This window comes from Pseudomonas sp. BGA-UO-ETr-WB11, assembly GCF_059567785.1.
Window position 1 is genome coordinate 78,796 of the sequence record NZ_JCAQOS010000006.1, and the last position, 17,279, is coordinate 96,074.

Here is a 17,279-nt window from a genome sequence, read left to right on the forward strand (position 1 = left end):
CGTAGAAAGGTTCGCATTGTACGGCGCCTGTACAGTCGCGTACAGGCTGCCAGGCCACGCGGCTGCGGCGTTTGATTGCAGGAGGAGTTGCCGGTGAGTGCTTTAACCGCAGAGCAAGTACAAGGTTTGATTCGCCTGGGGGTGCCGATGGCCGAGGATATCGACCTGCGCATTGATCATCTGGATGGCGACAAAGCGGTCGCACGGGTGCCGTTTCACGGCAAGCTGGTACGTCCAGGCGGCACTCTTTCCGGGCCGACCATCATGGCGCTGGCCGATGCGGCCATGTATGCGGTGGTACTGGGGCGTCTGGGGCGAGTGGAAATGGCGGTGACAGCCAATCTGAATATCAATTTTCTGGCTAAGCCAAAGCCAGTGGACCTCGTGGCGGAAGCGCGAATTCTGCGGGTATCACGGCGTCAGGCTGTGTGCGAGGTGTCGCTTTATTCGCACGGTGAGGAGGAGTTGGTCGCCCATGTGACTGGGACGTATGCCTTGCCGTTGTAAGCTGAATTGCAGATAAAAAGAAACCCGGCCGAGGCCGGGTTTCTTGTGTGTCATCGGGTAATCGAAGTGATTACAGGATGCTCAGCGGGTACTCAACGTAAGCGCGAACTTCGTTGACATCTGTCGAAACGTTTTCAGTTGCGCGGTATACGGAGGAGCGGACTTTAAAGAACAAGTCTTTTGCAGGACCTTCTTGAACGGTGTAGGTGATCTGATTGTAGAACTCGTGCTCGCGACCCTCTTCAGCGCTCTCGGCATTTGGGTTGCCGTTAGTGGTGTCGATATTACTGCCGGTTACGTAGGCGGTCTTGAAGCCCAAGCCTGGTACGCCGTAAGTACCAAAGTCGATGGAGTAGCTTGCTTGCCACGATGTTTCGTCAGCGTAGTTGAAGTCTGACAGGTAGCTGTTGGCCAAGTAGATTGCGCTGCCGCCGTCGCCATAGCCATAGTCATAGCCGCGATCGCCGCTGCTGCGCTGATTAGCGATGGTGAAGGTGTGAGCGTCCAGTGTGTAGCTGGCAGCCAAGCTCCAGATGGTGTTGCTTTGGTTTTCGCGTACGCCGTCAATGCCGGCGTCTTCGTCTGCCGTAGCTGCTTCAACAAAATCTTTGTCGAGGTCAGTTTTGTAGATGTTGAAATCCAAAACCAATGCCTGGTTATCTGCAAATGGCAGGTTGTAGTTCAGGTTGGCGTATTTCTTTTCGTAGGTGTTTTCAGTGTCAGCGAAGTAGAGGGCTGCGCTGAAGTTGTCATTGAAAGCGTAGCTACCGCCCATCACGTCGATGGACTTCAGGCCGGCGCTGTCATGGCCTGTCTGATTCATCAGATTTTGTGCGGTGAAGCGACCAGCGTTCAGCTCCAGGCCTTCAATTTCAGAGCTGGTGACCATGGTGCCTTCAAATGTTTCAGGCAGCAGGCGACCATCGTCATAAGCAAGCACTGGCAGTGCAGGCATTTGTGAGCCAGTGGTGATAACAGTGTTGGAAACGCGGGCTTTAACAGCAGCGTTGGCAAGGCCGTAATCGCTCGGTACCGATGTGCCAGCATCGTGCGCCGGGAACATGCCGCGGTCGTCACGACCAGCGCCAGTATCAAGTTTTGCTGCGCCGCCAGCGTAGGCATTAACACCAAAACCAACGGTGCCTTGGGTGAAGCCCGATTCGAAAATAAAGCGCTGGCTCATGCCCAGCTCTTCGCCGTAGCCCTTACGCTTACCTTTAGCATCGTTGGTATCGGTTACAACACTGGCGCCATTACGCACGTCTTTGTTGTAGTACATGGCGCGGGTCAGAGCCTCGAGACTGCTGTCCTCAATGAAACCCTTCGACTGTGCTTGAGCCGAGCCTTCACGGTTCAGCATGGATTGCAGCTGTTCGGTCTGGATGGGGTCCTCCTCAGCCAGGGCCATCTGGGAGGTGCCGGCGGCGACTGCCAGGGCGATTACGCTCCACTTCATCATTTGCATTGAGGTTGCTCCTTTGGTTTTAGAAGATTTGCTCAGTCCACGGTATCTATATATGGACAGGTCTTTCTTTTTGTGTCGGCGTTGAATTTATAGCACGTCGGCACTTATGGCGATACTTGCGGTCTAAGCGTTCCGCATTCTGGGGCGCTTTGTCGCAATTGTGTAATTTAGATGTCGCTATTTTATGCGTGCTGCTTGTCATCTTGCCGTAATTTTTTGCTTCTTACGGCTTAAGTATTTGTTAAGGCTCGTCAGGGAAGATCAGCCTCAAGCCCATTTAGATCGCTTGAGGTTCATTCAATGGAGTTGCCTTGGGAGCATCACGAGGGAGCATTGGCCTGTATCGGCCATGACCCTTCATTGTCGTTGTACTTGCTTAAGCAACATCCGTGCACAAAGCGCCGTGATGAGATAGAGAATCTCATTCGTGTGCGTTTTGCTGAACAGTACGGTGCAAAAATTCAGCATTTCATGCCGTGTCTGCTGGGGCTTGAGGATCTCTCTGGGCAACTGCAGGCCGCTGTCGGTATTCGCGGGGCGGATGCTGGCGAGTTGTTTCTTGAGCGTTACCTGGGTCGTCCGGTCGAGGAAGAGATTACCGCTCGTAACGGTCGTTACCTGCAACGGCGCGAAATTGTCGAAGTCGGCAACCTGGCGGCGGTGGGGGCAGGGCATGCGCGACTATTAATAGTGGCACTGACGGATGTGCTGGTTGCCCTCGGTTTTCGTTGGGTGGCATTCACCGGCACCTCGACCTTGCTTAACAGCTTTCAACGCTTGGGCTTGAGCCCCTTGTCGCTGGGTGTCGCCGATCCTGCCTGCATGGGCGAGGACCTGGCCGACTGGGGCAGTTATTACGCGACCCGGCCGCAGGTGATGGTGGGTGATATCTATGCCGGCCATCAACGCTTGCAAGCCATGGGTATCTACCGTCGCCTGGGTTATCAACCCCTGTACGCGGCTGAGGAGTTGGCTAATGTCTGCAGCGGTTGAATCATTACTGGAGACCCTGGCTCAGCACGGCGAACGTGTGGCCTTGGTGCAAGCGAGTCAGCAACTGAGCTATACGCAGCTTCTGCACGAAATAAGTGCGCGAGCTAAGCGTCTGCGTCAGGTTGGTGCGAAGCGCTTGGGTTTGGCGCTGGATAATGGTCTGGAGTGGGTGCTTTGGGATCTGGCTGCCCTGGTCGCGGGCATTGTCTGTGTGCCGGTGCCCGGTTTCTTCTCGCCGGCTCAGCAGCGTCACGTGCTCGACAGTGCCGGCGTCGACAGCCTGATTGCCGCGGATGCCTCGGTTTTTGCTGCCCTGGGCTTCGGTGCGGCTGCGGCGCAAATTGCTCAGCGCAGTTTGCCTGTGGTGGCCGAACTGCCGGCAGGCACAGTTAAAATCACCTACACCTCCGGCACCACCGGGCAACCCAAGGGCGTTTGCCTGGATGCCGAGGTGCAGTTGGCCGTGGCGCGCAGCCTGTGGCAGGCCAGCATGCCGTGCCAGGTCGAGCGGCATTTGTGCGTACTGCCGCTGGCCACCCTGCTGGAGAACATTGCCGGGATTTATGCGCCGCTGCTGGCTGGCGCGACCATTGAGTTGTTGCCGGTGGCTGAGGTGGGCCTCAAAGGCGCCAGCCAGTTTGATTTGCCGAGTTTCCTCAGCTGCCTGAATCGAGTGCAGCCCCACAGTCTAATTCTGTTGCCGCAGTTGTTGCTGGCCTTGGTGACGGCGGCTGAGCGGGGCATGCCAATCGCCAACTCCCTGCGCTTTGTCGCCGTCGGCGGTGGGCGCGTATCGGCACAGTTGCTGGAGCGTGCCGATGCGCTGGGGCTGCCGATTTATGAAGGTTATGGCTTGTCCGAGTGCGCCTCGGTGGTGTGCCTGAACACGCCGCAACAGCGCAAGGTGGGCACTGTCGGCACGCCATTGCCCCATGTTCAGGTGCGCCTGGCCGCGGATGGCGAGGTGCTGGTCAAGGGCGCGCGGATGCGCGGTTACCTCGGCGAGCCGGCGCTGGCTGACGACTGGTTGGCAACCGGCGATCTCGGTCATTTTGATGGTGCTTATCTGGTCCTGCACGGACGTAAGAAGCACCAGTTCATCACGGCCTTTGGTCGCAACGTCAACCCTGAGTGGGTGGAGTCGGAGCTGGTCCAGCAGTTGCCCATCGCGCAGGCCTGGCTATATGGCGAGGCGTTGCCGGCGAATGTGGCCGTGCTGGTGCCGCGTTTCTCTTCAGTGAGCGATGCAGAGCTGGCGGCGGCGGTGGAGCAAGTCAATCAAACCCTGCCGGATTACGCCCGTGTTCACCACTGGCTGCGTGGCGAGCAGGCGTTTACCGATGACAACGGCCTGGCCACCAGTAACGGTCGGCTGCGGCGTGTGGCATTACTCGAACATTACCAATCGGCCATCACTCAGGTGATGGCTGGCGAAACGGTCTATTAAGGGGTTTACATGAATTTTTTCGACCAGTTGCAAGAGCAAACCAAGGCTGAGCGTGAGTACCTGTTGAGCGCGCCGATTATTGCCCAGGTTATGGCGGGTACCGTCAGTCCGGCCAGTTATGTGGCGTTTCTCGGTCAGGCTTACCACCACGTCAAGCACACCGTGCCGTTGTTGATGGCGTGTGGTGCACGGTTGCCGGAGCGCCTGGAGTGGCTGCGTGAGGCGATCGCTGAATACATCGAGGAGGAGTACGGCCATCAGGAGTGGATTCTCAACGATATCCGCGCCTGTGGCGCCGACGCCGACGCGGTGCGGGTGGAAACCCCTAACCTGCCGACCGAACTGATGGTCAGTTATGTCTATGACCAGATCAATCGGTGCAATCCGGTGAGCTTCTTCGGCATGGTCAACGTGCTGGAGGGCACCAGTATTGCCCTGGCGACCCAGGCTGCTGGCATCATCAAGGGCGAGTTGGGACTGCCACCGCAGGCGTTCAGTTACCTGACTTCCCATGGCAGCCTGGATATCGAGCACATCGCCTTCTACGAGAAGCTGATGAATCGTCTGGAAGAGCCAGCCGACAAAGCTGCCGTAGTGCACACCGCCAAAGTGGTCTATCGCCTGTATGGCGACATGTTCCGCAGCCTGCCGTTGTCGGCCTGAGGAGGGACTATGCAATTGTCAGATTGTCGTGCGCTGATTACCGGTGCCAGTGGTGGCATTGGTCAGGCGTTGGTCGAGCGGCTGTGTCAGGGCGGCGCCAAGCTGTTGCTGGCGGGGCGTCAGCTCGCGCCGCTGGAAGGCTTGGTGCAGCGTTTTCCCGGTCAGGTCGAGCTGGTCTGTGCGGACATCACCGAGGCCAGCGGGCGTGAGGCTGTCTTGGCGGCAGCGCGGCGCTTTGGTGGGATGAACACCTTGATCAATGCCGCGGGGGTCAATCGCTTCAGCTTGCTGGAGCAGCATGACGAGGCCGATATTGCCGCCTTGATCGGTCTGAATGTGACGGCCACCTTGCAGCTCACCCACCGTCTGCTGCCGTTGTTGCGGCATCAGGGCCGGGCGCTGGTGGTTAATCTGGGTTCGACCTTTGGCTCGATTGGTTATCCGGGTTTCAGTGCCTATTGCGCCAGCAAGTTTGCCTTGCGCGGGTTTTCCGAGGCGCTGCGCCGCGAGCTGGCGGACACTGAAATGAAGGTGCTGTACATCGCTCCGCGGGCGACCCGCACCAGCATGAACAGTGCGCAGGTGGTGGCCATGAACGATGCGCTCAATGTGGCCATGGATGATCCGTTGCAGGTGGCCGATCAGGTGGCCCAGGCGATCATCCGCGAACGCGAAGAGCTCTATCTAGGCTGGCCGGAGAAGCTTTTTGTCCGGCTTAACAGCCTGCTGCCGCGGGTGGTCGATCAGGCCCTGCGCAAGCAACTACCGATTATCCAGCGCTTTGCGCGCAACAAACCTTGAAGGGACGTTCTGATGATTAAGCTACGTGTTCTCTGTGTGGCGGCGCTGTTGAGTACCGTAAGTCTGCCAAGCCTGGCCCTGACCGACAGCGGTCAGAAGAGCCTGCAGCTGCTGCAAAGCCGCTGGGCCGAAATCAACTATCAAGTACCGGCAGCGCAGCGTGAGGCCGAGTTCGCTAAGTTGGCGGCAGAGGCCGACACCCTGGTGCGCAGTAACCCGCAGGATGCCGAGTTCTACATCTGGCGCGGCATCATCCTCAGCACCTATGCCGGTGCCAAGGGTGGCTTGGGTGCGCTGGATCTGGTCAAGCAGTCCAAGGCCAGTCTGGAGCAGGCGGTTGCGCTTGATCCCAAGGCGCTGGAAGGCTCGGCCTACACCAGCATGGGCGCGCTGTACTATCAGGTGCCCGGCTGGCCGATTGGCTTTGGCGATGACGAGCAGGCGGAAAAACTGCTCAAGCAAGCGCTGCAGTTGAACCCCAATGGCATCGACCCGAACTACTTCTATGGCGATTTCCTGTTTCGGCAGAAGCGTTACAGCGAAGCCAAGTTAGCCCTGGAAAAGGCTCAGGCGGCCACCGCTCGCCCAGGACGTGAAGTCGCTGATCGCGGTCGCCAGGCTGAAATCGCCGCATTGCTGGCCAAGGTTCAGGCCGAACTCAAGTAAGCTGACGGGATTGTTGGTGGAGACAACGCATGCGCATCCTGTTGGTGGAAGATGATCTGGCCCTGGGCGAAGGTATTCGCACGGCGCTCAAGCCTGAGGGTTATACCGTTGACTGGCTGCAGGATGGCGTCAGCGCCCTGCATGCGTTGACCCATGAGAGTTTCGAGTTGGTGATTCTCGATTTGGGTTTGCCGCGGATGGACGGCTTGCAACTGCTCAAGCATTTGCGCGCCGCCGCCAATCCCTTGCCGGTGCTGGTGCTGACGGCGCGTGACGCCACTGCGGACCGGATTGCCGGGCTGGATGCTGGCGCCGATGACTACCTGACCAAACCCTTCGATGTGGCCGAGCTCAAGGCTCGGCTGCGGGCTTTGCTACGGCGCAGTTTCAATCGTCCGCAGCCGGCGCTGGAGTACCGTGGCATCAGCCTCGACCCGGTCAGTCAGGAGGTGTGCTATCAGGGCCGGGTGATCAATTTGCCGCGCAAGGAGTTCCTGCTGCTGCATGAGTTGATCGCTCAACCGGGGCGGGTGCTGACCCGCGATCGTCTGCAGCAGGCGTTGTATGGCTGGGACGAAGAGGTGGAGAGCAACGCCCTGGAGGTGCACATCCACCATCTGCGCAAGAAGTTCTTTAGCGAGCTGATTCGCACCGTGCGCGGTGTGGGTTACCTGGTGGATAAATAGATGTCCATGCTGCGCTCCATTCGCGCCCGTACGCTGGTGTTGGTGCTGGGTTTGCTCAGTGTGTCGATGACGCTGATCTCGTACAAAAGCTACCGTGATGCCAATCACGAGATCGAAGAGCTGTTCGATGCCCAGTTGGCGCAGACCGCGCGTTTGCTGAAAGGCATGCTGGGCCTGGGGCAAACCCCGGCTGACCGGCAGCGCTTGCAGGCATCGCTGGATGCTGCTTTTGCCGGTCAGCATTCACAACTGATGGCCGAGTTGGCAGCTGAGGAAGGTGCCGGCCATCCCTACGAGAGCAAGCTGGCGTTTCAGGTGCTCGATGCGCAGGGTGAGGTATTGCTGCAATCCGCCAGTGCGCCGGCCGATTTGTTGCGGCGGACCATTGTCGAGTTCCATCAGCATTCAGGCACGGCCCATTCACATGTCGCCGATGAGGCTGTGAGCGCCCTGGGGTCAGCCTTTGCGGGGTATCACAGTGTGCCCCTGGGGGATTATCACTGGCGGGTTTTTGTCCTGCACGATGCTGGCGAGCAAAAGTGGATCATGGTCGCTGAGCGCAGTGATGTGCGCGGTGAGCTGGTAGGGCTGATCGCCCGGCGCATGCTGTTGCCCGATCTGCTCGGGTTGCCGATCCTCGCGTTGCTGGTGTGGATGGCCGTCGGCTGGGGCCTGGCGCCGCTGGCGCAGATGGCTAGCTTTATCAAATCACGCGATGCCGACAACCTGGCCCCACTGCTTTTGGCGCCGCTGCCCCAGGAGTTGGAGCCGATCGTGGCGGCGCTCAATCGCTTGTTGCAGCAGGTGGCTCAGTTGCTGGCGCGCGAGCAACGCTTCCTGGCCGATGCCGCCCATGAACTGCGTACGCCCTTGGCGGTGCTGCGTATCCATGCGCAGAACGCCCAGCAGGCGCCGGACCCCGAGGATCGGGCCAAGGCCCTGCAACAGCTTGAACATGGGGTCGAGCGCGCCACCCGTGTGGTGACCCAATTGCTAACCCTGGCGCGGCTGGAGCCGGCGGCCGTGCAGCTGGCCATGGCGCCGTTGGACTTGGCAGCCCTGGCCCGTGAAGAACTGGCCGAGCTGACGCCGCTGGCGTTGGATCACCAGCAGGAACTGGAGTTCGAGGCTGAAGGCAGCGACTTCCAGTTGCTGGCGGATGGCCCTAGCCTTGGCACCTTGCTGCAGAACCTGCTCGGCAATGCCCTGCAATACACCCCGGCTGGTGGGCGTATTCGGGTGCTGTTGCAGGGGCAGCCTGAGGCTTTGCTGCTGCGCGTGCAGGACAGTGGTCCGGGTGTTCCGGCGGAGCTGCGGGAGAAACTCTTCGAGCGCTTTTTCCGCCAGGGCATGGGTCAGGGCGCAGGCCTTGGCCTGTCCATCGTGCGTCGGGTGGTGGAGCTGCACAGTGGTGAAATCGAGTTGCTTGACTCGCCCTTGGGCGGTCTCGACGTGCTGGTGCGGCTGCCGCGGCATGGCTATCGCGGGTGAATTGAGGCGTTGCAACGCGCTATCCTGCACCGATCGTTTGCCGGGTGCCCATCGTGGGCTCGGCAAGCGGCCGTCATTTGCCGTCGACCCGGAGCCCTTTCGCCATGTTTAGTCTCGACCCACGCTTGCAGCAGGACACCCTGACGGTTGGGGACTTCCCCCTTTGCCGCCTGTTGCTGATGAACGATGCCCAGTACCCCTGGTTTATTTTGGTGCCGCGCCGCGCAGATGTTAGCGAGGTGTTTGACCTTGATGCCGCCGATCAGCTGGCGCTCTGGCAGGAAACCACGGCCCTGGCCGCTGCGCTGAAAGACAGTTTCGCCGCCGACAAAATGAATGTGGCGACCCTGGGCAATATGGTCAGCCAGTTGCACATGCATGTGATTGTGCGCACCCGCGAAGATGCCGCGTGGCCCGCGCCCGTATGGGGTAAGTTGCCTGCCCAGCCTTACAGTGAGGCGCAGTTGGCCGAAGTTCTGGCTCGGCTGCGTTCGCTGCTGACGGATGATTTCCGTTTCGTGCAGGAGGCTTCATGAGTCTGGAGCTGCGCATCAATGACCTGGAGAGCCGTCTGGCTTTTCAGGACGACACCATTCAGGCGCTCAACGATGTGCTGGTCGACCAGCAGCGTTTGCTCGATCGCCTGCAGTTGCAGCTGGCGGCGCTGGCGCGTCGGCAGGACGAGCAGCAGAACCAGTTCGGCAGTGAAGACAATCAGCCGCCACCCCATTACTGATGCTGCTGCGCACAAAAAAGCCCGCTGAGTGAGCGGGCTTTTTGTTGCTCGGCGCTGACTCAGCGGCGGCTGGGCAGTGCCGCAATCACGTCTTCGGCTTGCAGGCCTTTGTCACGCTGCATAACGGCGAACTCGACGCGCTGACCTTCGACCAGGACGCGGTGACCTTCACCGCGAATGGCGCGGAAGTGCACGAAAATATCGTCGCCCGAGTCGCGGGAGATAAAGCCGAAGCCTTTCGAGGTGTTGAACCACTTGACCGTGCCAGTCTCGCGGTCGCCCAGATCCTGAGGCGAGGCGGGGCTGTAACTGCTATTGCCGTGTGGGCGCAGGTTGAGCCACAGGTTCACGGCTACAGCGGCAGTGATGGCCAGCAGGCTGAACAGGGCGGCTGGCTGGGTGCCGATGAAAGGCAGTGGGGCCAGCAGGATCAGCGCTTGCAGGGCGGCAGCAAAGATCAGCAAACCCGACACCAGGTTGTGCAGCCCTTCGCGGCCTTGGCTGACGGTGGGCGCATAAAGCAGGTTAAACAGACCGAACAGGCCTAGATACAGCGCGTCGCTTTGCTGCATGTAAGGCAGGGCTTCGCTACGTAGGCTGGGGAGGAAAGACAGCAACAGCGCGGCAGCGCCGCTTAACAGGTGGACGATTTTCAACATATGCAATGAGCTCACTTCAAGATGGATAACGAGGAAAAGCGGTCACTATGTGGTACGCCTTGAGGCAATGAGGGCGTTGGACAGACACGTAGCAGCCGCATGCGTCAGCCGCTTAAAAAGGGCGTGGCTGACGGCACGGGGTATTTAACAGCAAAGCGCGGGGCTACTCAAATCAAGCGATGAGCGCAGTTTCCGGGAAGGGAGGGTGAACCTGGTTGCGGCCATTGCGTTTGGCCTGGTACATGGCGTCGTCGGCGCGGGTGATCAGTGCCTCGGGGTCATCGCCGGCTTGCGCCAGGGCCAGGCCGAAGGAGGCGGTGATGGTGTCTAGTACCTTGTCGGTGCTGCGCACTTTTACCCGCAAGGCCTTGATCTTCAAGCGCAGTCGCTCGGCGAAGGCGTGGGCGGTTTCCAGGTCATAGCAGTCGCGCATGATCACGCAGAACTCTTCGCCGCCGTAGCGGGCGGCCATGGCCCGTGGAGGCAGCATGTCGCGCAGCAACTGGCCAACGTGTTGCAAGACTCGGTCACCGAGTGGGTGACCGTATTGGTCGTTGAACTGCTTGAAGTGGTCGATATCCATCATCACCAACGCGAGGCCCTGGTGATCGGTTTTAAGGGCCTGTTCCAGCAGACGACTAAAGGCGTTGCGATTGAACACCTGGGTCAGGTTGTCGAGGGTGGCGGCCATGTGCGCGCGCTCAAGCTGGGCGCGCAGGTGCTGGATTTCAGTTTGGGCGTTGCGCAGGCGATAGAGAAATTGCTCCTGCTGCTCCTGCATCAGTTGCGTGCTTTGTTGCAGTTCGTTGAGCACGTTAGGCAGGTTTTCATCCAGCGGCTCGCGCAGCGCATCAAGGCCGAAGCTGAGGCTGGCCTGATACGTCTGGCTGCCCGCTACGCTGCGGCTCACATCACCCTCGATATCGTCGACCAGTTCGATCACTTGCTGCTGACCGATCCGTGCATCTTCCAGCTCTTCGCGAATGATGTGGTCGCGAAATAGCTTGAGGGCGGTTTCCGGTGGGAAGACGTCAAAGTCGCTGACAACCTTGTCCAGGCGGCGGTTCAAGTCGGGATTCTTGCCCTGGCTGTAGGTGTACCAGAGGGCGTAATGCACAGGGTTTGGCGGGATCTGGTGGCGCATCATGAGCGGCACAGCATGCTTGAGGAGGTCCGCGGCTTCGCGGGTTTCCTCAGGATACTGGGCTAAAAGAGAAGCTGCTTTGGGCTGTTGGCTCATGCTCGTCACTGAGGCGAAGGTCCGTAATGTGCAAGCATAGAACAGCTGTTGTGCCGATGCCTAGTGAAAGACCTAGATCGCAAGCCCCTTCAGACCGATGCGAACCGGCGTGCTAGGGGGCTGGCGGGCGGGCTTAGTGACGCCCCAGCAGCTTGTTCAGCAGCCAGGGATAGGCGCTTGGCAGCAGGCGCTGGATGAGATCCAGCAAGCGCGCGTCGCCACCGATCAAGATGCGTGGTTGCTTGCGCAAAATGCCATCAACGATCACCTGCGCGGCTTGTTCGGCGCTGGTTCGGGCCAGTTTGTCGAAGTTGGCAGCGGCGCTGTTGGCGTCATGGCCGCCGTCTGGGCCCTGGTAGAAACGCCCGGCGCGGGCAATGTTGGTTTTGATTCCGCCAGGGTGTACGCAACTGACGGCTACCTCGCTGCAGGCCAACTCCTGACGCAAGGCCTCGGTAAAACCACGCACTGCAAACTTGCTGGCGTTGTAGGCGCTTTGTGTGGGGACGCCGATAAGGCCGAACAGGCTGGAAATATTGACGATATGACCGTCGTTGTTTTTCAGCAGGTGCGGCAGGAACGCTTTGGTGCCATGGACCACGCCCCAGAAATTGATGTTCATCAGCCATTCGAAATCGTCGTAGGCGAGTTCGGCAACGGTCTGCGACAGGGCCACGCCAGCATTATTAATGATCAGTTGGGCATTGCCATGAACGGTTAGCACCTCATCGGCAAAGGCATACACAGCGGCGCGGTCAGCCACATTGAGCACGTGGGTGCTGATGTTGGTGCCATGGCTGCGTACTGCCTGGGCGGTGGCGGCAAGGTTATCGTGATGGATGTCGGCCAGGGCCAGATGGCAGCCGCGGCTGGCCAGTAACTGGGCCAGCGCCTTGCCAATGCCGGAGCCGGCACCGGTGATAACCGCCACTTTGCTTGCCAGAGATTGCATCCGTGCTCCTTGGGCTGCGCCCAGTAGGTGTTCAGCTTGGGCCGCCGGGAGTGGCGGGCGCCTTCGAGCTTAGTGACCTTGATTGGGGGTAGCAACGGCTCAGCGCGGCGTGTGTCCTGTTTGTTGCTGCAATGCGCGGTTGAACACCTCGACCCAGTGGCTGCTGAACTGGCGGCCGGCGAGGCCGTTGATCTCTAGAATGGCGCGCATCAGCGGGCGCTTACTCAATGTCTGATGGGCGCGTTCGTGGGTGCGTGCATCGAAGGTGTCGACGATGCCAAGGATCAGCGCGCCGGGAGCGATTTCGATCTCCGTCAGGGCCTTGGGGTAGCCAGAACCGTCAGCGTGTTCCTGGTGCTGCAGGATGATTTCTGCGGCGGCCGCCCACTTGGGCATGCGCCGCAGCAGCTCAAAGCCCTGGCGCGGGTGGGCCTGCATCTGCCGTCGTTCGTCACGGCTGAGATTCTGCTCTTTATGCAGCAACTCCAGGGGCAGGAAAGCCATGCCCAGGTCGTGCAGGCACACGGCCGCGGCCAGTTGCGCCGGCTCGGTAGGCTTGCCGCCCAGCTCATTAATCGTTAGCGCCAGGCTCAACAGGCGTTGACCACGGCCTTCCCAGTAATGGGAGCGGCGTTCACCGGCTTGCATCAGTTCGGCAAAAAACAGCAGGTCGGCGTCGGTGTCGATGCCATGTTGCGCCAGCAGGTGTTGAATCGCCGGGGCTTGTTGGGGCTTCGGTTGCTGCAGCTGGGTGCTGGGGTCAAGTTGCTGCAGCAGGGTGCGGCGCAGTTGGCTTTGTTGGGTGGGTGCGCCGCCCGCGAGGTTATGCAGAGCCTCACTGAGCGCGAGCATTTGTGTTGGATTGATGCGTGCTGCGCCGCCGCCCAGGGCTTCGCGGATCAGTTCGCGCAGGTGATCGAGGTTCACCAGCAGGATGTCGCCGAGCAGACTGTCGAAGTCGATCCGTCGCTCGCGCAGGGCGTCGAGCACGTCTTCCATGGCCTGCGGCAGTGGCATCAGGTGATTGAGGCCGACGTAACCCAGGTTGCCCTTGAGGGTGTGCACGAGCCGAAACAGTTCGCGCAAGCGCGGTTCATCGTCGGGGTAGTGTTCCAGCTCAATCAGCAGTTGCTCGCAGCGCGGAAACTGCTCGGCGGCATCCAGGCGGAAGTCTTCCAGCAGGTCGGTGGACAGGTCATCGGAACGGGGTATGGTCATGGCGACTCTCCGCAGGGCAGCAAGCTAGCCCATTTAGTATAGAAGCCACGGAGAATGTGACAGGTCGCGCGGCTGCACAGCCTCGCTTAACCATATATAATCCCGCCCTTTGCCGCTGGGCGCGGGCTTGCGGCGGGTTTTTTCCGATTGCCGAGATGAGCTAATGCCGATTTACGATTACCAATGCGCTTCCTGCGGTCACCAAATGGAAGCCATTCAGAAGTTCAGCGATGCGCCGCTGGTCGACTGTCCGACCTGCAAGGCGCCCGAGTTGAAAAAGCTGTTGTCCATGCCCGGTTTTCGCCTGAAAGGCAGCGGCTGGTATGAGACCGACTTTAAAACCGGCGCGAAAAAGAACCTGGCTGGCGGCGACAAGTCCGAATAACCAGCACCCCTGAACCATCGAATTACGAGAAGCCAAGATCATGATGCGCAGCCACTATTGCGGCCAGTTGAACGAGACCCTGGACGGCCAGGAAGTCACCCTTTGCGGTTGGGTGCACCGTCGTCGTGACCACGGCGGGGTGATTTTCCTCGATATCCGTGACCGTGAAGGCCTGGCTCAGGTGGTGTTTGACCCGGATCGCGCGGCCACCTTCGCCGTGGCCGACCGCGTGCGCAGCGAATATGTGGTGAAAATCACCGGCAAGGTGCGCTTGCGTCCGGCCGGTGCTGGCAACGCCAACATGGCCTCCGGCGCCATCGAAGTGCTGGGCTACGACCTGGAAGTGCTGAACGAAGCGGAAACTCCGCCGTTCCCGCTTAACGAATACACCGACGTCGGCGAAGAAACCCGCCTGCGTTATCGCTTTATCGACCTACGCCGCCCGGAAATGGCCGCCAAGTTGAAGCTGCGCTCGAGCATCACCAGCAGCATTCGTCGTTACCTCGACGACAACGGCTTCCTCGACGTGGAAACGCCGATCCTCACCCGCGCCACTCCAGAAGGTGCGCGTGACTACCTGGTGCCGAGTCGTACCCACGCCGGTAGCTTCTTCGCCTTGCCGCAGTCGCCGCAGCTGTTCAAGCAGCTATTGATGGTGGCCGGCTTCGACCGTTACTACCAGATCGCCAAGTGCTTCCGCGACGAAGACCTGCGTGCTGACCGTCAGCCGGAATTCACCCAGATCGACATCGAAACCAGCTTCCTCGACGAAGCCGACATCATGGCTATCACCGAGAAGATGATTCGCCAGCTGTTCAAGGAAGTCCTGGACGTTGAATTCGGCGAGTTGCCGCACATGACCCTGGCCGAAGCCATGCGTCGTTATGGTTCGGACAAGCCGGACCTGCGCAACCCGCTGGAGCTGGTGGACGTTGAAGATCAGCTCAAGGACGTCGACTTTAAAGTCTTCGCCGGCCCGGCTAACGACCCTAAATGCCGCGTCACCGCCTTGCGTGTACCGGGCGGGGCGAGCATGCCGCGTAAGCAGATCGATGATTATACGAAGTTCGTCGGTATCTACGGTGCCCGCGGCCTGGCTTACATCAAGGTCAACGAGCGCGCAGCTGGCGTTGAAGGTCTGCAGTCGCCGATCGTGAAAAACATCCCGCTGGACAACATCAATGTGATCCTTGATCGCGTCGGTGCGGTCGATGGCGACATCGTGTTCTTCGGTGCCGACAAGGCCAAGGTCGTTAGCGAAGCCCTGGGCGCGCTGCGGATCAAGCTCGGTCACGACCTCAATCTGCTGACCTGCGAATGGGCGCCGCTGTGGGTTGTCGACTTCCCGATGTTCGAAGAGAACGACGACGGCAGCCTGACCGCCATGCACCACCCGTTTACCGCGCCAAGCTGCAGCCCGGCCGAGCTGGAGGCCAATCCGGCCGCCGCGCTGTCGCGTGCCTATGACATGGTGCTGAACGGTACTGAACTGGGTGGCGGTTCGATCCGTATCCACGACCGTGCCATGCAGCAGACGGTGTTCCGTGTGCTCGGCATCAGCGAAGACGAGCAGCAGGAGAAGTTCGGCTTCCTCCTCGATGCCCTGAAATTCGGCGCACCGCCCCACGGTGGTCTGGCCTTCGGTCTCGATCGTCTGGTAATGCTGATGACCGGTGCCCAGTCGATCCGTGAAGTGATCGCCTTCCCGAAAACCCAGAGCGCGGCCTGCGTGATGACTCAGGCGCCGGGTGAGGTGGATAACAAGGCACTGCGCGAGCTGCACATTCGCCTGCGCGAGCAGCCGAAAGCTGAGTAAAGCGACAACAGAAGCCTGGTTTTCCAGGCTTCTTCGTTATGGGGCGTGGAGACTCGAACGCTCAGGCCCCGCTGCATCGATATCGAATTCGTAATAAACGGAGTGAGTGTTATGGCTGGTCATTCCAAGTGGGCCAACATCAAGCACCGCAAAGGGCGTCAAGACGCCAAGCGCGGCAAGATCTTCACCAAGCTGATCCGTGAGCTGACAGTCGCCGCCAAGGGCGGTGCGCTGGCGGCGGACAATCCGCGTCTGCGTCTGGCGGTGGACAAAGCCCTGACCGCCAACATGACTCGTGACACCATTGATCGCGCCATCGCCCGTGGCGCCGGTGCCGACGAAGCCGACAACATGGTCGAGCTCAGCTACGAAGGCTACGCACCCAATGGTGTGGCGGTGTTCGTAGAAGCTATGACCGACAACCGCAATCGCACGGCGGCCGCCGTACGCCATGCCTTCACCAAGTGTGGCGGCAACCTCGGTACTGATGGCTCGGTGGCCTACATGTTCGACCGCAAAGGGCAGCTCAGCTTTGCACCGGGCGTCAACGAAGAGGCGTTGATGGAGGCTGCGCTGGAAGCGGGTGCCGATGACGTGGAGATGGGCGAGGACGGCTCGGCCCTGGTGTCGACCAGCTTTGCCGACTTCCATGGCGTCAACGAGGCACTCAGCGCCGCGGGATTCAAGGCGGATGAGGCGGAAATCGCCATGATTCCATCCATCAGTGCTCCGATTACCGAGCTGGACGTGGCGCAGAAGGTCCTCAAGCTGATCGACATGCTCGAAGACCTCGACGATGTGCAGGACGTCTACCACAACGCCGAGATCGCCGACGAACTACTGGAGCAGCTGGACTGATCGTGCTGCGCTGCACGCAACCGGAAGCTGCTGCAGGCGCTTCCGGTTTTTTTATGGTGACGGGTGACGTCGCCGGCGCGACTCCCTATACTCGCAGCTGGATAAATAAACAGTGTTGCTGACAGTGTGCGGCGCTACAGGCGGAAGACAGCATGACCCTGATTTTGGGTATCGACCCCGGTTCGCGCATCACCGGCTACGGCGTGGTCCGTGATCTTGGCCGTGGTTGCGAGTATGTCGCTTCGGGCTGTATTCGTACCGGCAGTGGACCGCTGCCGGAGCGCCTGCAAATCGTCTTCCGTGGTGTGCGTGAAGTGATCCAGAGCTACGAGCCGGTGACCATGGGGATCGAGCAGGTGTTTATGGCCAAGAATGCCGACTCCGCGCTCAAGCTCGGCCAGGCGCGCGGCGCAGCGATTGTTGCCGCGGCCGAAGCCGGGCTGGAAATCGCCGAGTACACGGCCACCCAGGTCAAACAGGCGATTGCCGGCAGCGGCGGGGCGGCCAAAGAGCAGGTGCAGTTGATGGTCATGCACCTGCTGAAGCTCACTCAGAAGCCGCAGATCGATGCCTCCGACGCCCTCGCCATCGCGCTCTGTCATGCCCATACCCGGCAAACCCTGAGCGTGCATGGGCTAGTAGGTGCGCGCAGTCGCGGCGGCCGTTTGCGCCTGTAATTCAACTTGAGGAAGGTTT

General features: G+C 60.1%; 19 protein-coding genes and 1 pseudogene. 14 read left to right on the plus strand and 6 right to left on the minus strand.

Annotated elements, in window-relative coordinates; translation table 11 throughout:
- The first annotated feature begins 147 nt into the window (after positions 1–147).
- Entirely contained in the window at positions 148–507 is a 360-nt protein-coding gene (locus AC56DI_RS09235; protein WP_422588366.1) for a PaaI family thioesterase, read from the plus strand.
- 70 nt (positions 508–577) lie between these two features.
- On the opposite strand, the gene AC56DI_RS09240 is transcribed toward AC56DI_RS09235, so the two are convergent.
- Complete coding sequence (locus tag AC56DI_RS09240; RefSeq protein ID WP_496345897.1) at positions 578–1,972, minus strand: OprD family outer membrane porin; 1,395 nt, start codon at positions 1,970–1,972, stop codon at positions 578–580.
- Between the two features lie 300 nt (positions 1,973–2,272).
- Between AC56DI_RS09240 and AC56DI_RS09245 the strand changes: the two genes are divergently transcribed.
- From AC56DI_RS09245 to AC56DI_RS09285, 9 genes are all read left to right on the plus strand, one after another.
- Positions 2,273–2,965, plus strand: a complete 693-nt coding sequence (locus tag AC56DI_RS09245) for a thermostable hemolysin (protein ID WP_496345898.1) — start codon at positions 2,273–2,275, stop codon at positions 2,963–2,965.
- On the plus strand, positions 2,949–4,412 hold the full coding sequence (locus tag AC56DI_RS09250; protein WP_496345899.1) for an AMP-binding protein: 1,464 nt from the start codon (positions 2,949–2,951) through the stop codon (positions 4,410–4,412). The genes AC56DI_RS09245 and AC56DI_RS09250 overlap by 17 nt, the downstream gene beginning before the upstream one ends.
- 9 nt (positions 4,413–4,421) lie before the next feature.
- Positions 4,422–5,075, plus strand: coding sequence for an iron-containing redox enzyme family protein (locus tag AC56DI_RS09255; protein WP_496345900.1), 654 nt, complete (start codon positions 4,422–4,424; stop codon positions 5,073–5,075).
- Between the two features lie 9 nt (positions 5,076–5,084).
- Positions 5,085–5,876 (plus strand): SDR family oxidoreductase, encoded by a 792-nt coding sequence (locus AC56DI_RS09260; RefSeq protein ID WP_496345901.1) that lies wholly within the window; start codon positions 5,085–5,087, stop codon positions 5,874–5,876.
- A 12-nt stretch (positions 5,877–5,888) separates the two neighbouring features.
- The gene (locus AC56DI_RS09265) at positions 5,889–6,542 is read left to right on the plus strand and encodes a tetratricopeptide repeat protein (RefSeq protein ID WP_496345902.1); all 654 of its coding nucleotides are present in this window, start codon (positions 5,889–5,891) and stop codon (positions 6,540–6,542) included.
- Positions 6,543–6,571: 29 nt separating this feature from the next.
- Complete coding sequence (locus AC56DI_RS09270) at positions 6,572–7,228, plus strand: response regulator (RefSeq protein ID WP_324517938.1); 657 nt, start codon at positions 6,572–6,574, stop codon at positions 7,226–7,228.
- Positions 7,229–8,719 (plus strand): ATP-binding protein, encoded by a 1,491-nt coding sequence (locus tag AC56DI_RS09275; protein WP_496345903.1) that lies wholly within the window; start codon positions 7,229–7,231, stop codon positions 8,717–8,719. It abuts the gene before it with no gap.
- 104 nt (positions 8,720–8,823) lie between these two features.
- Entirely contained in the window at positions 8,824–9,255 is a 432-nt protein-coding gene (locus tag AC56DI_RS09280; protein WP_496345904.1) for an HIT family protein, read from the plus strand.
- Positions 9,252–9,455, plus strand: coding sequence for a SlyX family protein (locus tag AC56DI_RS09285; RefSeq protein WP_422588331.1), 204 nt, complete (start codon positions 9,252–9,254; stop codon positions 9,453–9,455). The genes AC56DI_RS09280 and AC56DI_RS09285 overlap by 4 nt, the downstream gene beginning before the upstream one ends.
- A gap of 59 nt (positions 9,456–9,514) precedes the next feature.
- Here the strand turns inward: AC56DI_RS09285 and AC56DI_RS09290 are convergent, their stop codons facing one another.
- The 5 genes and pseudogenes from AC56DI_RS09290 to AC56DI_RS09310 form a co-directional block, all read right to left on the minus strand.
- The gene (locus AC56DI_RS09290) at positions 9,515–9,739 is read right to left on the minus strand and encodes a cold-shock protein (protein ID WP_305650214.1); all 225 of its coding nucleotides are present in this window, start codon (positions 9,737–9,739) and stop codon (positions 9,515–9,517) included.
- Positions 9,740–9,856: 117 nt separating this feature from the next.
- A pseudogene (locus AC56DI_RS09295) lies at positions 9,857–10,114 on the minus strand (cold shock domain-containing protein membrane protein); the annotation flags it as partial.
- Between the two features lie 172 nt (positions 10,115–10,286).
- On the minus strand, positions 10,287–11,354 hold the full coding sequence (locus AC56DI_RS09300) for a GGDEF domain-containing protein (protein WP_496345905.1): 1,068 nt from the start codon (positions 11,352–11,354) through the stop codon (positions 10,287–10,289).
- A gap of 133 nt (positions 11,355–11,487) precedes the next feature.
- Complete coding sequence (locus AC56DI_RS09305) at positions 11,488–12,306, minus strand: SDR family NAD(P)-dependent oxidoreductase (RefSeq protein ID WP_496345906.1); 819 nt, start codon at positions 12,304–12,306, stop codon at positions 11,488–11,490.
- A gap of 99 nt (positions 12,307–12,405) precedes the next feature.
- The gene (locus tag AC56DI_RS09310; protein ID WP_496345907.1) at positions 12,406–13,524 is read right to left on the minus strand and encodes an HD domain-containing phosphohydrolase; all 1,119 of its coding nucleotides are present in this window, start codon (positions 13,522–13,524) and stop codon (positions 12,406–12,408) included.
- A 163-nt stretch (positions 13,525–13,687) separates the two neighbouring features.
- Between AC56DI_RS09310 and AC56DI_RS09315 the strand changes: the two genes are divergently transcribed.
- From AC56DI_RS09315 to ruvC, 4 genes are all read left to right on the plus strand, one after another.
- Positions 13,688–13,909: an FmdB family zinc ribbon protein gene (locus AC56DI_RS09315; RefSeq protein ID WP_324517932.1), complete on the plus strand. Its 222-nt coding sequence runs from the start codon at positions 13,688–13,690 to the stop codon at positions 13,907–13,909.
- A gap of 40 nt (positions 13,910–13,949) precedes the next feature.
- A complete protein-coding gene (gene aspS / locus AC56DI_RS09320; protein WP_324517931.1) occupies positions 13,950–15,725 on the plus strand; it encodes an aspartate--tRNA ligase in 1,776 nt (591 codons plus the stop codon).
- Positions 15,726–15,836: 111 nt separating this feature from the next.
- On the plus strand, positions 15,837–16,583 hold the full coding sequence (locus AC56DI_RS09325; RefSeq protein ID WP_422588327.1) for a YebC/PmpR family DNA-binding transcriptional regulator: 747 nt from the start codon (positions 15,837–15,839) through the stop codon (positions 16,581–16,583).
- A gap of 152 nt (positions 16,584–16,735) precedes the next feature.
- Entirely contained in the window at positions 16,736–17,260 is a 525-nt protein-coding gene (gene ruvC / locus AC56DI_RS09330) for a crossover junction endodeoxyribonuclease RuvC (protein WP_324517929.1), read from the plus strand.
- Positions 17,261–17,279 lie beyond the last annotated feature (19 nt).

What these genes read in the sequence shown, in the direction of transcription:
- AC56DI_RS09235 (WP_422588366.1), top strand. Translation starts at nt 148, where the DNA reads ATGGCCGAGGATATCGACCTGCGCATTGATCATCTGGATGGCGACAAA.
- AC56DI_RS09240 (WP_496345897.1), bottom strand. Translation starts at nt 1,972, where the DNA reads ATGCAAATGATGAAGTGGAGCGTAATCGCCCTGGCAGTCGCCGCCGGC.
- AC56DI_RS09245 (WP_496345898.1), top strand. Translation starts at nt 2,273, where the DNA reads ATGGAGTTGCCTTGGGAGCATCACGAGGGAGCATTGGCCTGTATCGGC.
- AC56DI_RS09250 (WP_496345899.1), top strand. Translation starts at nt 2,949, where the DNA reads ATGTCTGCAGCGGTTGAATCATTACTGGAGACCCTGGCTCAGCACGGC.
- AC56DI_RS09255 (WP_496345900.1), top strand. Translation starts at nt 4,422, where the DNA reads ATGAATTTTTTCGACCAGTTGCAAGAGCAAACCAAGGCTGAGCGTGAG.
- AC56DI_RS09260 (WP_496345901.1), top strand. Translation starts at nt 5,085, where the DNA reads ATGCAATTGTCAGATTGTCGTGCGCTGATTACCGGTGCCAGTGGTGGC.
- AC56DI_RS09265 (WP_496345902.1), top strand. Translation starts at nt 5,889, where the DNA reads ATGATTAAGCTACGTGTTCTCTGTGTGGCGGCGCTGTTGAGTACCGTA.
- AC56DI_RS09270 (WP_324517938.1), top strand. Translation starts at nt 6,572, where the DNA reads ATGCGCATCCTGTTGGTGGAAGATGATCTGGCCCTGGGCGAAGGTATT.
- AC56DI_RS09275 (WP_496345903.1), top strand. Translation starts at nt 7,229, where the DNA reads ATGTCCATGCTGCGCTCCATTCGCGCCCGTACGCTGGTGTTGGTGCTG.
- AC56DI_RS09280 (WP_496345904.1), top strand. Translation starts at nt 8,824, where the DNA reads ATGTTTAGTCTCGACCCACGCTTGCAGCAGGACACCCTGACGGTTGGG.
- AC56DI_RS09285 (WP_422588331.1), top strand. Translation starts at nt 9,252, where the DNA reads ATGAGTCTGGAGCTGCGCATCAATGACCTGGAGAGCCGTCTGGCTTTT.
- AC56DI_RS09300 (WP_496345905.1), bottom strand. Translation starts at nt 11,354, where the DNA reads ATGAGCCAACAGCCCAAAGCAGCTTCTCTTTTAGCCCAGTATCCTGAG.
- AC56DI_RS09305 (WP_496345906.1), bottom strand. Translation starts at nt 12,306, where the DNA reads ATGCAATCTCTGGCAAGCAAAGTGGCGGTTATCACCGGTGCCGGCTCC.
- AC56DI_RS09310 (WP_496345907.1), bottom strand. Translation starts at nt 13,524, where the DNA reads ATGACCATACCCCGTTCCGATGACCTGTCCACCGACCTGCTGGAAGAC.
- AC56DI_RS09315 (WP_324517932.1), top strand. Translation starts at nt 13,688, where the DNA reads ATGCCGATTTACGATTACCAATGCGCTTCCTGCGGTCACCAAATGGAA.
- aspS (WP_324517931.1), top strand. Translation starts at nt 13,950, where the DNA reads ATGATGCGCAGCCACTATTGCGGCCAGTTGAACGAGACCCTGGACGGC.
- AC56DI_RS09325 (WP_422588327.1), top strand. Translation starts at nt 15,837, where the DNA reads ATGGCTGGTCATTCCAAGTGGGCCAACATCAAGCACCGCAAAGGGCGT.
- ruvC (WP_324517929.1), top strand. Translation starts at nt 16,736, where the DNA reads ATGACCCTGATTTTGGGTATCGACCCCGGTTCGCGCATCACCGGCTAC.